12 protein-coding genes are annotated in these 13,660 nt (G+C 38.9%); 9 read left to right on the top strand and 3 right to left on the bottom strand.

Annotation, left to right across the window (positions count from 1 at the left end):
- Positions 1–70 precede the first annotated feature (70 nt).
- The 8 genes from ftsA to ileS all read left to right on the top strand — a co-directional run bounded on the left by ftsA (position 71) and on the right by ileS (position 8,897).
- A complete protein-coding gene (gene ftsA / locus RU93_RS07350; RefSeq protein WP_071874971.1) occupies positions 71–1,393 on the top strand; it encodes a cell division protein FtsA in 1,323 nt (440 codons plus the stop codon).
- Positions 1,394–1,416: 23 nt separating this feature from the next.
- Positions 1,417–2,658, top strand: a complete 1,242-nt coding sequence (gene ftsZ, locus RU93_RS07345) for a cell division protein FtsZ (RefSeq protein ID WP_071874970.1) — start codon at positions 1,417–1,419, stop codon at positions 2,656–2,658.
- Between the two features lie 14 nt (positions 2,659–2,672).
- Positions 2,673–3,347: a YggS family pyridoxal phosphate-dependent enzyme gene (locus RU93_RS07340; protein ID WP_071874969.1), complete on the top strand. Its 675-nt coding sequence runs from the start codon at positions 2,673–2,675 to the stop codon at positions 3,345–3,347.
- A gap of 18 nt (positions 3,348–3,365) precedes the next feature.
- On the top strand, positions 3,366–3,992 hold the full coding sequence (locus RU93_RS07335; RefSeq protein ID WP_071874968.1) for a cell division protein SepF: 627 nt from the start codon (positions 3,366–3,368) through the stop codon (positions 3,990–3,992).
- 38 nt (positions 3,993–4,030) lie between these two features.
- On the top strand, positions 4,031–4,294 hold the full coding sequence (locus RU93_RS07330; RefSeq protein ID WP_071874967.1) for a YggT family protein: 264 nt from the start codon (positions 4,031–4,033) through the stop codon (positions 4,292–4,294).
- A gap of 38 nt (positions 4,295–4,332) precedes the next feature.
- Positions 4,333–5,115 carry a YlmH family RNA-binding protein gene (locus RU93_RS07325; protein WP_071874966.1) on the top strand — a complete coding sequence of 261 codons (783 nt, stop codon included), beginning with the start codon at positions 4,333–4,335 and terminating at the stop codon, positions 5,113–5,115.
- Between the two features lie 18 nt (positions 5,116–5,133).
- Positions 5,134–5,838 carry a DivIVA domain-containing protein gene (locus RU93_RS07320; protein ID WP_071874965.1) on the top strand — a complete coding sequence of 235 codons (705 nt, stop codon included), beginning with the start codon at positions 5,134–5,136 and terminating at the stop codon, positions 5,836–5,838.
- A gap of 263 nt (positions 5,839–6,101) precedes the next feature.
- Positions 6,102–8,897 (top strand): isoleucine--tRNA ligase, encoded by a 2,796-nt coding sequence (gene ileS / locus RU93_RS07315; protein WP_071874964.1) that lies wholly within the window; start codon positions 6,102–6,104, stop codon positions 8,895–8,897.
- Positions 8,898–9,234: 337 nt separating this feature from the next.
- On the opposite strand, the gene zwf is transcribed toward ileS, so the two are convergent.
- The 3 genes from zwf to RU93_RS07300 all read right to left on the bottom strand — a co-directional run bounded on the left by zwf (position 9,235) and on the right by RU93_RS07300 (position 12,821).
- The gene (gene zwf, locus RU93_RS07310; RefSeq protein WP_071874963.1) at positions 9,235–10,752 is read right to left on the bottom strand and encodes a glucose-6-phosphate dehydrogenase; all 1,518 of its coding nucleotides are present in this window, start codon (positions 10,750–10,752) and stop codon (positions 9,235–9,237) included.
- Positions 10,753–10,766: 14 nt separating this feature from the next.
- Complete coding sequence (locus tag RU93_RS07305; RefSeq protein ID WP_071874962.1) at positions 10,767–11,414, bottom strand: metal-dependent transcriptional regulator; 648 nt, start codon at positions 11,412–11,414, stop codon at positions 10,767–10,769.
- Positions 11,415–11,585: 171 nt separating this feature from the next.
- Positions 11,586–12,821, bottom strand: a complete 1,236-nt coding sequence (locus RU93_RS07300; protein WP_071874961.1) for an aminopeptidase — start codon at positions 12,819–12,821, stop codon at positions 11,586–11,588.
- 218 nt (positions 12,822–13,039) lie between these two features.
- On the opposite strand from RU93_RS07300, the gene RU93_RS07295 reads away from it, so the two are divergent.
- A complete protein-coding gene (locus RU93_RS07295; protein ID WP_071874960.1) occupies positions 13,040–13,621 on the top strand; it encodes a TetR/AcrR family transcriptional regulator in 582 nt (193 codons plus the stop codon).
- Positions 13,622–13,660 lie beyond the last annotated feature (39 nt).

The raw sequence follows: 13,660 nt of genomic DNA, 5'->3' as shown, positions 1-13,660 counted from the left end.
AATCATTGAATTGAAATACGAATGCTTTTTATTCGATAGATAAGGAAATGAAGTAGGAGGAATTCCATCCATGGCAAAAACAGGAATGTATGTTGGTCTCGATATTGGGACAACATCTGTTAAAGTAATTGTAGCTGAATATGTAGACAGTCAAATGAACATTATTGGTGTAGGAAATGCAAAATCAGAGGGGATCAATCGCGGGATTGTCGTTGATATCGATAAAACGGTTCAGGCAATTCAACGAGCAATTGGTCAAGCAGAAGAAAAAGCGGGAATTAAAATTCGTCAAGTCAGCGTCGGCGTACCGGCAAATCTTTTAGAAGTAGAAGATTGTCAAGGGATGATCGCAGTGAGCGGCGAATCAAAAGAAATTTCCAATGAAGATGTGCGAAACGTGGCTTCTGCAGCACTTGTTCGTTCAGTGCCGCCAGAAAGACAAATTATTTCAATCCAACCCCAAGAGTTTACGGTTGATGGCTTTGAAGGGATTAAAGATCCACGAGGCATGATTGGCGTACGTTTAGAAATGTTTGGTCATGTGTTTACAGGACCGAAAACAATTATTCATAATATTCGCAAATGCGTTGAAAAAGCGGGCTTAGTTGTTGCAGAGATGGTTATCGCACCTCTTGCTTTAACTGAAACGATTTTATCCGATGGCGAAAAAGATTTTGGAACGATTGTCATCGACGTGGGTGGCGGTCAAACGACAACAGCGGTCATGCATGACAAACAATTGAAATTTACGCATGTGAATCAAGAAGGAGGCGAATTTGTCACTAAAGACATTTCGACCGTCTTGAACACGTCGTTCAATAACGCTGAAGCTTTAAAAATCAACTATGGCGATGCGTATCCAGCACGTACTTCTGCTAGTGAGGAATTTCCAGTCGATGTGATTGGTAAATCTGAACCTGTCAAAATTGATGAGCGTTACTTATCAGAAATTATTGAAGCGCGCATGGAACAAATTTTTAATAAATCCAAAGAAGTTTTGGAAGAAATTGATGCCTTAGAATTACCTGGTGGCGTCGTGTTAACAGGTGGTGCGGCAAGTATTCCTGGAATTGTTGATTTAGCACAAGAAATTTTTGGTGTAACTGTTAAATTATACGTGCCAAATCATATGGGGCTTCGTAACCCAGTCTTTACAAACGTGATTAGTATTGTCGATTACTCAGCTAACCTTAACGAAGTTTACCAACTAGCTAAAGGTGCGGTAACAGGTGAAGTAATGCCAACAGAACAATCCGTGGTGTATCAACAAGAAACCAATTATGAAACAACCTATGATGGGCCACAAGAAAGTCCATTAGCACAAGATGAAGAGACAAGTGACGAAGGCTTTGTAAACAAAGTAAAAGGCTTCTTTTCAAATATTTTTGAATAATGAGTTCAGGAGGAAAATAAACGATGGAATTTTCAATTGATAGTAATATCCATGAAGGTGCTGTAATTAAAGTAATCGGTGTCGGTGGTGGTGGCGGAAACGCTGTGAACCGTATGATTGAGGAAAATGTTAAAGGGGTAGAATTTATCGCCGTTAACACAGATGTTCAAGCATTAAAAAATTCAAAGGCTGAAACAGTCATTCAATTAGGCCCTAAATATACACGTGGTTTAGGAGCAGGTTCTCAACCAGAAGTTGGCGAGAAAGCTGCTGAAGAAAGTGAACAATTCATCCGTGAAGCACTTGAAGGCGCAGATATGGTCTTCATTACTGCTGGTATGGGTGGTGGAACAGGTACTGGAGCGGCACCAATCGTTGCTGCAGTAGCAAAAGAATTAGGGGCATTAACAGTCGGTGTCGTGACACGTCCGTTTACATTTGAAGGACCAAAGCGTGGTCGTTTTGCCGCTGAAGGAATTGCAAAATTAAAAGAAAACGTGGATACGTTATTAATTATTTCTAATAATCGATTACTAGAAATCGTCGATAAGAAAACACCAATGTTAGAAGCTTTCCGTGAAGCAGATAATGTGTTACGTCAAGGGGTTCAAGGGATCTCTGATTTAATTACGGCTCCAGGTTACGTGAACTTAGACTTCGCTGACGTGAAAACTGTCATGGAAAACCAAGGGACAGCACTTATGGGAATTGGTGTGGCAAGTGGTGAAGAACGTGTGATCGAAGCAACGAAAAAAGCGATCGCTTCTCCATTATTAGAAACATCCATTGAAGGGGCAGAACAAGTCCTCTTAAACATTACTGGTGGTTTAGATATGACGTTATTTGAAGCGCAAGATGCTTCTGATATTGTTGCAGCAACTGCAGGTGGTGACGTGAATATTATCTTAGGAACTTCGATTAATGAAGAACTAGGAGATGAAATCCGTGTAACGGTGATCGCGACTGGAATTGACCCTACAAAAAAAAAGGAAGTTAGAACAAGTCGTCCCGTGAGAAACACACAAGTCCAATCGACTCCACAACGACCTGTTCTAGACTTAGACCAAGCAAGACCGGTTCAATCAGAAGACGACAATGCCTTTGGGGATTGGGATATTCGCAGAGATCAAAATGTTCGCCAAAAGGTTGAAGACACCCAATTCGAAACAATTGAGAAAAAAGAATTTGATACATTCAACCGTGAAGAAGTAAAATCCAATGACGATGAATTAAGCACACCGCCTTTTTTCCGTCGTAAAAGATAAGGAGGCCAGAGCACATGATTTCTGAAAACTTGCTGGAAGTGAGGCAAGAGATACAGAATTCCTGTGCTCTTGTTTCGCGTAATCCAGAAGAAGTTAATCTTGTTGTCGTCACGAAAAGTGTCGGCACGCAAGAAATGACGGCACTCTATCAACTAGGGGAAAGGAATTTCGCGGAGAATCGGGTAGATGTTCTCCTTGAAAAGCAAGAAGCTTTAAAAGCATTCCCGGGAATTCAGTGGCATTTTATTGGGCATTTGCAAAGAAGAAAAGTAAAAAAAGTGATTCATACGATTGATTATTTTCACGCACTTGAAAGTTTAAAGTTAGCGGAGGAAATTCAAAAAAGAGCAACTAAAGTTCTTTCTTGCTTTGTAGAAGTGAATGTTTCTGGTGAAGAAAGTAAACAAGGCGTTTCGCCAGCAGAATTGTTGTCTTTTATTCAAGCGTTACAACCGTTTGATAAAATTAAAGTTGTCGGTTTAATGACAATGGCTCCCTTTGAAGCAGATGAGGTAGAACAACTCGCTATTTTTAATCAATTACGGTCTTTACAAGAAATGATTAACGATTTAGCGTATGATTATGCGCCTTGTACTGATTTAAGTATGGGGATGTCAAATGACTTTTCAGCAGCGATTCAAGCAGGTGCAACGTATGTTCGAGTAGGAAGTGCGTTATTTAAAGAATAAATCAAGGAGGAATATACCATGGCAAAAACAAGTTTTTTGGGCAAAATGGGTAGCTTCTTCGGGTTAGAGGATGATGAAGTCTTCGAGGAACAAGCTTTCACGCAACCTCCACGAAGAAGTAAGCCACAAGCAACATCCGTACCGAAACCACAAGCAGGGTCACAAGCAAACGCTGCGACGACTAATCGGACGTCACAAACGAAAACAACTGTTAATCCGGGTGCGTCAGCGTCGGCGAGGAGCCAAGTCAATCGTCCATCGACTACGGGACGCAAACCTTCAAAACCTGAGAAAAAAGTCGTTCCGATGCAGTCCGAACGATCAACGACTCGCAGTCAAAATCAGGCCAATGATTCTTCTAATACGATTATGGTCTTAGAGCCTAGAAGTTATTCTGAGGCGATGACCATCGCCAAGCAAATCATGAGCGGGAAATCGGTAATCGTTAATTTTCACTTAATGCAAGAACCACAAGCACGTCGAATTGTTGATTTTTTAACCGGAACTGTATATGCTGAAGATGGCGATATTAAACGTGTCTCAAACGAAATGTTTTTATGTACGCCGAAATCAGTCGAAATTGAAGGGGCAGCGAAGTCACTCATGCAAAATGACATGTTTGACTTAAACGAAATGTCGCTTTAAAGGAGGAAGGACTTATTATTTCTATTTTAATTACGCTCATTGGAATTCTAAGTAGAGCTATTGAAATTTATACCGTATTACTGGTTGTATATGCGCTACTCTCTTGGTTTCCAGGGGGCTATCAATCTGGATTTGGCCGCATTTTAAGTAAAATATGCGAACCCTATTTAGGATTGTTTGATCACTTAAATCTATCTTTTGGACCAGTGAACTTCAATATTGCTTTTGCGATTATTGTGCTTCAATTGGCTTCACAAGCGATTGTTTTATTACTTCAACGATTGATTCAAGTATTATTATAAAACAAGCGTAACAAACTGAAAGGAAGGAGTATGATTCGATGAATACCAATGTCTATCAACATTTTCGCCACGATGAGCATCCTTTTATTGATTTGGTGGGGGATTGGCTTGAGCAAGTCGCTTTTCAATACGCTCCTTATCTAACGGATTTTCTAGATCCTAGACAAGCATACATCGTAGAAACATTGGTCGCACAAGAATCGGATTTGAAATTTCAGTTTTTCGGAGGATATGAAGCCGCTGAAAGACGCCGGTGTATGATTTATCCAGAGTACTATGAAGCGACGAGAGATGATTTCGGAATCTCATTATTTGAAATCAACTATCCAAAGAAATTCACAAATTTGAGTCATGGAAAAGTGTTAGGGACATTGATTGGTTCAGGGGTAAAACGCGAAATGTTTGGGGATATCATTTCAGACGGGGAGAATTGGCAAGTATTCGTAGCGGATGAAGTGTCCTCCTTTGTGCAATTACAAGTCACTAAAATGGGAAATGTGGCTGTTCGTTTAGAACCCAAAAATTATACGCAATTGTTACTACCTAAAGATGGTTGGACGCAAGAGAAAGAAACGGTTTCTTCTTTACGATTGGATACAGTTATTTCAACTGTCTTTAATATTTCTCGTCAACGTTCAAAACAATTGATTGAAAGTGGAAAAATTAAGGTCAATTGGGTTGAAAGTGAGCGTCCAGATTTTATGCTTGATCTCTTAGATATTGTTTCGATTCGCGGCTTTGGACGACTACAAATTCAAAGTATCGAAGGCAAAACAAAAAAAGAAAAAATCAAGTTAACTTTAGGTGTCCTAAGAAAATAAAACTCAGAGGTGAAGAAAATGGCATTAACTCCATTAGATATTCAAAATAAAAGTTTTCCAGTAAAAATGCGTGGTTACGAGAAAGATGAAGTCGATGATTTTCTCGATTTAATCGTTCGTGATTATGAAGATGCGGTCCAAAAAAACCGTGAATTAGAAAAAGCTCTAAAACATGCAGAAGAAAAACTAGAATACTTCAATGAATTAAAAGATGCGCTTAACCAATCGATTATTGTCGCGCAAGATACGGCCGATAAAGTGAAAACAAGTGCAAGTAAAGAATCTGAAGTTATCGTGACTTCTGCACAAAATAAAGCGGATGAAATGGTTGCGAAAGCAGAAAAACGTGCGCATCAATTAATGACAACTGCGGAAGAAAAAGCCAAAGAAATTTTAACTGAAGCGACTAATAATGCGCGCCAACTAGCCGTTGAAACGAACGACCTGAAGAAAAAAACACGTGTCTTCCATAGTAACATGCTCTTAATGTTACAATCGCAATTAGAAATGGTCAAAACACCCGAGTGGGAAGAGATTTTAGCACCATTTTCAAGTTACGTGCAAGAAAGTCATCAAGTGATTCGTGAAGTATTATCAAAAGAACTTGACAGCGAAAATGTTTCTGAAGTAAACTCAAGTGAAGCATTCGAAACAGCAGACGGTTTTTCAGTCGTGGAAGCATCTGAAAAAGTGGTTCATGTGTCAGATTCAGAAGTAGAATAAAAAAAGTAATAGAACAGAAAAATCAATGATTATTTTTTTAGCGAGTCGGTGAGAGTGAAAGTCCGATAAACCCTGACATTGATTAGATCCTCTATTGATACTTTGATTTTGAAATGAGTAAAAATCAACGTTTAATCTCGTTATCGATTACAAAGGAAAATGATTCGTCATTTTTAAACTTTGGGTGGTACCGCGATACGTTCGTCCCTTTTTATGAGGGGAGGAACGTTTTTTTTGTACAAAATTAAAGGAGAGAACTAAAAATGAAAATGAAAGAAACGTTACATTTAGGAAAAACATCTTTTCCAATGCGCGGCAATTTACCGACGCGTGAAATCGAGTGGCAAAAAGAATGGGAAGAAAAAGAGCTTTATCGCTTACGTCAAGAATTAAATGCAGGCAAACCAAGCTTTGTTTTACATGATGGACCACCGTTTGCCAATGGGAATATTCACTTAGGACACTCCTTGAATAAAATTAGTAAAGATATTATTGTGCGTTCAAAATCAATGTCAGGCTTTCGTGCACCGTACGTTCCGGGCTGGGATACACATGGACTACCAATTGAACAAGTGTTAACCAATAAAGGAATTAAACGCAAAGAAATGTCGATGGCGGAGTACCGTCAAAAATGTTATGACTACGCAATGACACAAGTTGATGCGCAAAGAGAAGACTTTAAACGTTTAGGTGTGTCAGGCGATTGGGACAATCCTTATATTACGTTAACACCTGATTTTGAAGCAGCTGAAATTCGTGTGTTCGGTAAGATGGCAGAAAAAGGCTATATTTATAAAGGATTAAAACCGATTTACTGGTCACCATCGAGTGAATCTTCTTTAGCAGAAGCTGAAATTGAATATAAAGACGTGAAGTCTGCATCGATTTATGTGGCCTTTCAAGTGAAAGATGGTAAAGGATTATTAAGCGAAGACACGGCTTTTGTCATCTGGACAACAACACCTTGGACTTTACCAGCAAATATGGGGATTTCTGTCAATCCAGATTATGTGTATTTAGAAATTAAAGCAGACGGACGTCAATTTGTCGTGGCTAAAGATTTACTTGAAACGGTTAAAGAAGCAATCGGCTGGCAAGAAATCGAAATTTTACAAGAGCTAGCAGGGGATCAGTTAGATAAAATGACTGCTCAGCATCCATTTTATGATCGAGAATCATTAGTGATGCTAGGCGATCATGTCACACTTGAGGCTGGGACAGGCTTAGTTCATACAGCTCCTGGACACGGGGAAGATGACTACATTGTGAGTCGTCGTTACGGATTAGAAGTTCTTTCACCAGTTGACGGGCGTGGCTGTTTCACCGAAGAAGCACCAATGTTTGAAGGGGTCTTCTATGACAAAGCCAATCCAATGATTACCGAATTATTAGCGGAAAAAAATGCATTATTAAAACTAGACTTCTTTACACATAGTTACCCGCATGATTGGCGGACGAAAAAACCGGTTATCTTCCGTGCGACACCACAATGGTTTGCATCGATTGATAAATTCCGCCAAAATATGTTAGATGAAGTTGAAAATGTTGATTGGCTATTACCTTGGGGCAAAACACGCATCTACAACATGATTCGTGACCGTGGTGATTGGGTTATTTCAAGACAAAGAGCCTGGGGCGTTCCACTACCTGTTTTCTATGCAGAAAATGGCGAACCAATTATTACACCAGAAACAATTGAACATGTGGCACAGTTATTCGAAGAACACGGATCGAATATTTGGTTCCAAAAAGAAGCGAAAGATTTATTACCAGAAGGCTTTACGCATCCAGCGTCACCAAATGGCGAATTCACGAAAGAAACGGACATTATGGATGTGTGGTTTGACTCTGGCTCTTCACATGAAGCCGTGTTGCGTCAACGAGAAGAATTGACGTTCCCAGCTGATATGTACTTAGAAGGGTCTGACCAGTACCGTGGTTGGTTTAACTCTAGTTTAACAACGAGTGTCGCGATCAATGGTGTGGCACCGTATAAAGCTGTCTTATCACAAGGATTTGTATTAGATGGTGAAGGACGCAAAATGAGTAAATCAATCGGGAATACGATATTGCCAGATAAAGTGATTAAACAAATGGGTGCCGATATTTTACGTCTTTGGGTTAGCAGTGTGGATTATGAAGCAGATGTTCGTGTGTCAATGGATATTTTGAACCAAGTATCCGAAGTGTATCGTAAAATCCGTAATACCATGCGTTTCTTATTAGCAAATACGGAAGACTTCAATCCAAGTACGGATCGAGTAGCCTATGAAGATTTACGTTCTGTCGATAAATATATGACGATTCGTTTAAATCAAACAATCAAAGAAATTCGTGAAGAAGGATACGAGAAATATAATTTCTTACAAATTTATCGCACGGTTATGAACTACTTAACGATTGATTTATCCGCCTTTTATTTAGATTTTGCGAAAGATGTGGTGTATATTGAAGCGCAAAATGATTACCAACGTCGCTGTATGCAAACCGTCTTTTATGATGTTGCAGTCGCTTTATCAAAATTATTAACACCAATCATTCCGCATACGGCAGAAGAAATCTGGTCACATTTGAAAGAAGAAGAAGCTTACGTTCAATTAGCAGAATTCCCTTCTTATCAAGATTTTGCGAACCAAGAGGAACTTTTAGATACGTGGGCAGCCTTTTTAGACTTCAGAGACAAGGTCTTAAAAGCACTTGAAACAGCTCGTAATGAAAAACTAATTGGTAAATCATTAGAGGCAAAAGTGACGATTTATCCAAATGAACAAATTCATACACTCTTAACGGCTGTGAATGCTAATATTCCACAATTATTAATTGTGTCACCTGATTCCTTTGAAATCATGGGAGCACACGTAGAAGCGCCAGCATCTGCCGTTCAATTTGAAGATGTTGCCATTTTAGTCGAAAAAGCAGAAGGTGAAACGTGTGATCGTTGCCGTCAAGTGAAAAAAGATGTTGGTACCGATACGAAGTTACCAACGCTTTGTGCACATTGCGCGCAAATTGTTACCAAAGAGTATCCAGAAGCAGTCGTTGAAGGTTTTGAAGCGTAAGAATTTCATAGCAACTGTTTAGAAAATGTCGTTTTAACAAGAGATTTTGATCAAGTAGTGTACTTTGCTACTTGATCTTTTTTTATTTACTTTCTACAGCTTCCAGCGTTACTAGACGCTTGTTTTATCTAACAGTCGAAGGAGAGACGAAAAAGAGGCTGCGACAAAAGTCACAGCCTCTTACGTGTATATGCACGTTTGATGGATAAGTGGGAGATAACAGTCGGCTCTTTCGAAAAACTTCACGACATTCGACCAACTGAAGAACGAATTGCTCGAATAGGCTTCTGGTTTTTCAGAGTGAAACGACTTTTGTCAGATCTCCGCACTCAAGGGATTAAAGTAAGTTGCGATCACGGTACCATTGATCGGGTGTCCAAATCCATTTAAAGCCATCTTTTTTAAGTAACTCAAATGCCGCATCTGGTCCCATTGAACCCGCTGGATAATTTGGGAATTCCGGTGTGTTTTCATCCCAAGTTTGACGAATAACATCGACAATACGCCATGATTGAGCCACTTCATGCCAATGAGTGAAATTGGTGCCATCACCATTTAACGCGTCGAGTAATAATTTTTCGTAAGCTTCCGGTGTATTTTCCATCGTTTCGGTACTGTTACGGTAAGCCATTTGAATTGGTAACATGTCGAAGGAAGGGCCAACTTCTTTGCCGTTTAAGGATAAAGAGAAGCCTTCTGTTGGTTGAATGTAAATCGTTAGAATGTTTGGTTCCAACGTCGGTTGTTCGCACTTTTTTCCAACTTCTGATTTAAATAAGTTAATTGGTACTTGTTTAAAGACAATGTTGATTCGGGTCCCTTTTTCAGTGAGGCGTTTTCCGGTACGAACATAAAAGGGTACGCCTGACCAACGGAAGTTATCAATCGTAAACTTACCAGCGACGAATGTCTCCGTTTCTGATTCTTCGTCAACACCCGGTTCTTGGCGATAGCCGGTATACGATTCTTGATTTAAGAGACCAGTATCGTATTGTCCGCGAACAAAGTTTTCTTTGACTTCTTCTGGGGTATAAATACGAACGGCTTCAAGAGCTTTGATTTTCTCTGCTCGAATTTCTTTTTCCGAAAAAGCAACTGGCGGCTCCATTGCGAGTAATGATAACACTTGTAAAATATGGTTTTGAACCATATCTTTTAAAGCGCCACTCTTATCGTAGTAACCACCACGGTCTTCAACACCTAAGTTTTCAGCAATCGTGATTTGGATATTGTCAATGTAGCGGTTATTCCACATGGATTCAAAAATATTATTAGCAAAACGAATGGCAGAAATATTTTGAATCATTTCTTTGCCTAAGTAGTGATCGATGCGGTAAATTTCATTTTCAGAAAAGACACTTGTGATTTCATCGTTTAATTTATTCGCCGTTTCAAAATCAGTTCCAAATGGTTTTTCGATAATCACACGATGGTAACCATCCGATGAAAGCATGCCTTGTGATTCGAGATGGGAAACAATCGTTCCAAAGAAGTTCGGTGACATCGCTAAGTAAAAGAGCAAATTGCCTTCTAACTGGTATTGTTCATCGAGCTTATTAGCGAGTATTTTTAACGTGTCATAGTGATGGGTATCATTGACATCATGTGCTTGATAATAAAAATGAGAAGCAAATTCAACTGCTTCTTGTTCAGTTGGATTCAAGTAAGCGATGGTTTCTTTTACGATGTCACGATAGGTTTCATCGGTCCAGGGACGACGAGCTGTACCAATCACCGCAAAGGATTCCGCTAGACTTCCTGTACGGTACAAACGAAATAAAGATGGATAAAGTTTTCTTTGTGCTAAATCACCCGTAGCACCAAAAATCGTAAATAAGACTTTCTTTTGATTCATTTCATTCACTCCTCTTATAATAAATCAACAAAAATGGAATTGGCGGCTTTATAGCTCACCACCACGGTTTTCTCCCCATTCGTCAGGGTAATCGGACCTTCGTAAGGTGAAATATCAATAATTTCATATTCTTCTTGTAAATGCAAATCAATCATCACAAGATAGTCTAATAATTCGCGCTCATCAATCACACGAGCGATGCGAATTTTCGAATGAACCGCATAGGAGCAAAGAAGTTCTCTTTTTTGTTCATAAACGAATTGATTTTCTTTCGGAATCATCCCACCGTGAGGGCAGGTTTTTGGAGAATCTAAATATTGTTCTAAGCGTGTGGCTAAAGTATTGGATGTGATATGTTCTAAGACCTCTGCTTCATCATGTACATCATTCCATGAATAACCTAAATGCTCAACGAGAAAGACTTCCCATAAGCGATGTTTACGAATAAGGGAACTTGCTAACGATAAACCTTTGGGCGTTAGTTGTACGCCTTTGTAGGGAATGTGATCAATGAGTTCTTCTTTAACGAGCTTTGTAATCATTTCACTGACAGAGGCAGCAGAAATATTTAATCCAATCACAATCTGTTTATTACTAATTTGTTGCACATCTCCACCAAGTTCTAAGATTAATTTTAAATAGTCCTCGCGATTTGGTGTCATCTATTTTCATCCCTTCTATATATGAAGTAAATTCTATCAAAAAAACGATTGCTTTACTACATAAAAGAAAAAAAAGTCAGAAAAGCGGGCGTTTTTTAGGTAATAAGCTAAAAAGAGGGTGTGACAGTGATGAATGTCACACCTCTTACTTTTTATTAAGCGAAAATCTCGTTACGCCCAATCACCATTGCGGAAAACAGGTACTTTTGTGCCATCTGCTCGAATTCCGTCAATATCCATTTCAGCAGATCCAATCATAAAGTCGACATGAGTATGACTACGATTTAAGCCAGCAGCAGCTAACTCTTCTTCTGTCATTTCGGTGCCACCTTGTAAATTGAAAGCATAAGCTGAACCAAAAGCTAAATGGTTTGAAGCATTTTCATCAAATAATGTATTGAAGAAAGTAATACCTGATTGTGAAATTGGCGAAGGATCTGGAACAAGAGCGACTTCCCCAAGACGACGTGCGCCTTCGTCAGTGTCGAGCAATGTTGCCAAAACTTCTTGTCCTTCTTCGGCAGAAAAATCAACGACTTTTCCATCTTTAAAAGTGAATTTCATTCCAGAAATAATACTGCCAGCATAGCTTAATGGTTTTGAACTTGAAACATAACCATCAACGCGATTAGCATCGGGAGCTGAGAAAACTTCTTCGGTCGGCATATTCGCATTAAATTTCTCACCACGGGCATTTAAACTACCAACGCCTTCCCAAACATGATTTTTTGGTAATCCAACCATCAAATCAGTACCAGGTGCAGTGTAATGAAGCGCTACAAATTGTTCTTTATTCAGTTCTTCCGCTTTCCCTTGTAAAGTATCCGTATGTTCTTTCCAAGCAGCTACGGGATCTTCTGTATAAATTCTAGTAGTCTTGAAAATTTGTTCCCATAAAGCATCGAGAGCTGCTTCAGGTGCTAAATCTGGAAAGACTTTATTTGCCCATTCTTGTCCAGCAGCAGCAACCACTGTCCAAGATACTTTATTCGCTTGTGTTGCTTTACGTAAGTTTGCTAATGCTTTTCCAGCAGCTTTTTGATATGCTGCAATTCGTGTCGAATCGACACCAGCAAGTGCGCCTGGATCAGAGGAAACGACACTGATACGACTCGCACCTTTTTCAATCCAGTCATCGGATTCATCAATGCGGTATTGCGGAATGTTTTCGAGACGTTCTTGCTCGGCATGTAGTAAGAATTCTTTTTGAATGAAAGAGTCATTCCATTTAACAATGACTTCTGCTGCCCCTAATTCATAGGCTTTTTTCGTAATTAAGCGCGCAAGTTCTATTTGTTGAACATCAATTTGTAAAATAACGGTATGTGACTTTTGCACATTAACGCCAATTGCGACGATTAGCTCTGCATATTTTTCTAAGTTTTCATTGAAGTTTTTTAGGACCATTTTATCTTCCTCCTCATTAAAAGTTGTTTGAATATTAATTATAGCATTATTTACGTTTGATGATAGTCATCTTGTTGATTTATTTTTTCAAAAAACAAAGATAATTTATAGAAAAATTAAAAAAGGGCTTCTTAGCAAAGCGATAAATTACTCTTTTTATAAAAAAAATGCTAAAATAAAACAAAGAGTTGAAAATCATTAGGAGGAGAATGAGGAAAATGGCAAGAAGAAAAACGATTACTAGAGACCAAATTTTAACTGCTGCTCATCAAGTGATATCGGAAAAGGGATTTTCTCATTTTACCGCCCGAAATATTGCGACTCAAATGAACTGTTCGACGCAACCGATTTATTTGGAATTTAAAAACATGAATGATTTAAAAGTAGAATTGTTTAATGTGATGGCAGATCAATTTTCAGATGACTTTTTGAAAGAGTCTGAGATGAAGGATCCTTTTACCGAATTAGGACTGCGATTCATTTTGTTCGCTAAAAAAAACCAGCAACTTTATCAATCGTTATATATCGAAGATGTTGAAGGGGCTCAGAAAATGCAAGCGGCATTTAAAAAGGTGTTTTTCACTTTGTTAGAAAAAGCGGGAGAAGCGATCAATGAGACGAAAGAGTCTTTTTTCCTAGCATACTTTATTTATGTTTCAGGGCTAGCCGCGATGGAAAATGAGAAAATATTGTCTTTTGAGATGGAAGACTTAAGAACAATGCTAACGACTTTTTTAAAATCCGTGCGCGAAGGTAAAAATGCCGGTGCTACCTTATTTACATTAGGAAATTTTGCTTAAACGTAAAAAGCCAAGACAAGAGATATTCGCTTCTTGTCT

The sequence above is a fragment of the Enterococcus aquimarinus genome (genome assembly GCF_001885765.1).
In the GTDB taxonomy this organism is placed as follows: domain Bacteria; phylum Bacillota; class Bacilli; order Lactobacillales; family Enterococcaceae; genus Enterococcus_I; species Enterococcus_I aquimarinus.
Note: the sequence above shows the minus strand (reverse complement) of the source record. Positions and strands in the feature narration are given on the sequence as shown.

Coding starts and splice junctions, on each gene's coding strand:
- ftsA (WP_071874971.1), top strand. CDS start 71: ATGGCAAAAACAGGAATGTATGTTGGTCTCGATATTGGGACAACATCT.
- ftsZ (WP_071874970.1), top strand. CDS start 1,417: ATGGAATTTTCAATTGATAGTAATATCCATGAAGGTGCTGTAATTAAA.
- RU93_RS07340 (WP_071874969.1), top strand. CDS start 2,673: ATGATTTCTGAAAACTTGCTGGAAGTGAGGCAAGAGATACAGAATTCC.
- RU93_RS07335 (WP_071874968.1), top strand. CDS start 3,366: ATGGCAAAAACAAGTTTTTTGGGCAAAATGGGTAGCTTCTTCGGGTTA.
- RU93_RS07325 (WP_071874966.1), top strand. CDS start 4,333: ATGAATACCAATGTCTATCAACATTTTCGCCACGATGAGCATCCTTTT.
- RU93_RS07320 (WP_071874965.1), top strand. CDS start 5,134: ATGGCATTAACTCCATTAGATATTCAAAATAAAAGTTTTCCAGTAAAA.
- ileS (WP_071874964.1), top strand. CDS start 6,102: ATGAAAATGAAAGAAACGTTACATTTAGGAAAAACATCTTTTCCAATG.
- zwf (WP_071874963.1), bottom strand. CDS start 10,752: ATGAATCAAAAGAAAGTCTTATTTACGATTTTTGGTGCTACGGGTGAT.
- RU93_RS07305 (WP_071874962.1), bottom strand. CDS start 11,414: ATGACACCAAATCGCGAGGACTATTTAAAATTAATCTTAGAACTTGGT.
- RU93_RS07300 (WP_071874961.1), bottom strand. CDS start 12,821: ATGGTCCTAAAAAACTTCAATGAAAACTTAGAAAAATATGCAGAGCTA.
- RU93_RS07295 (WP_071874960.1), top strand. CDS start 13,040: ATGGCAAGAAGAAAAACGATTACTAGAGACCAAATTTTAACTGCTGCT.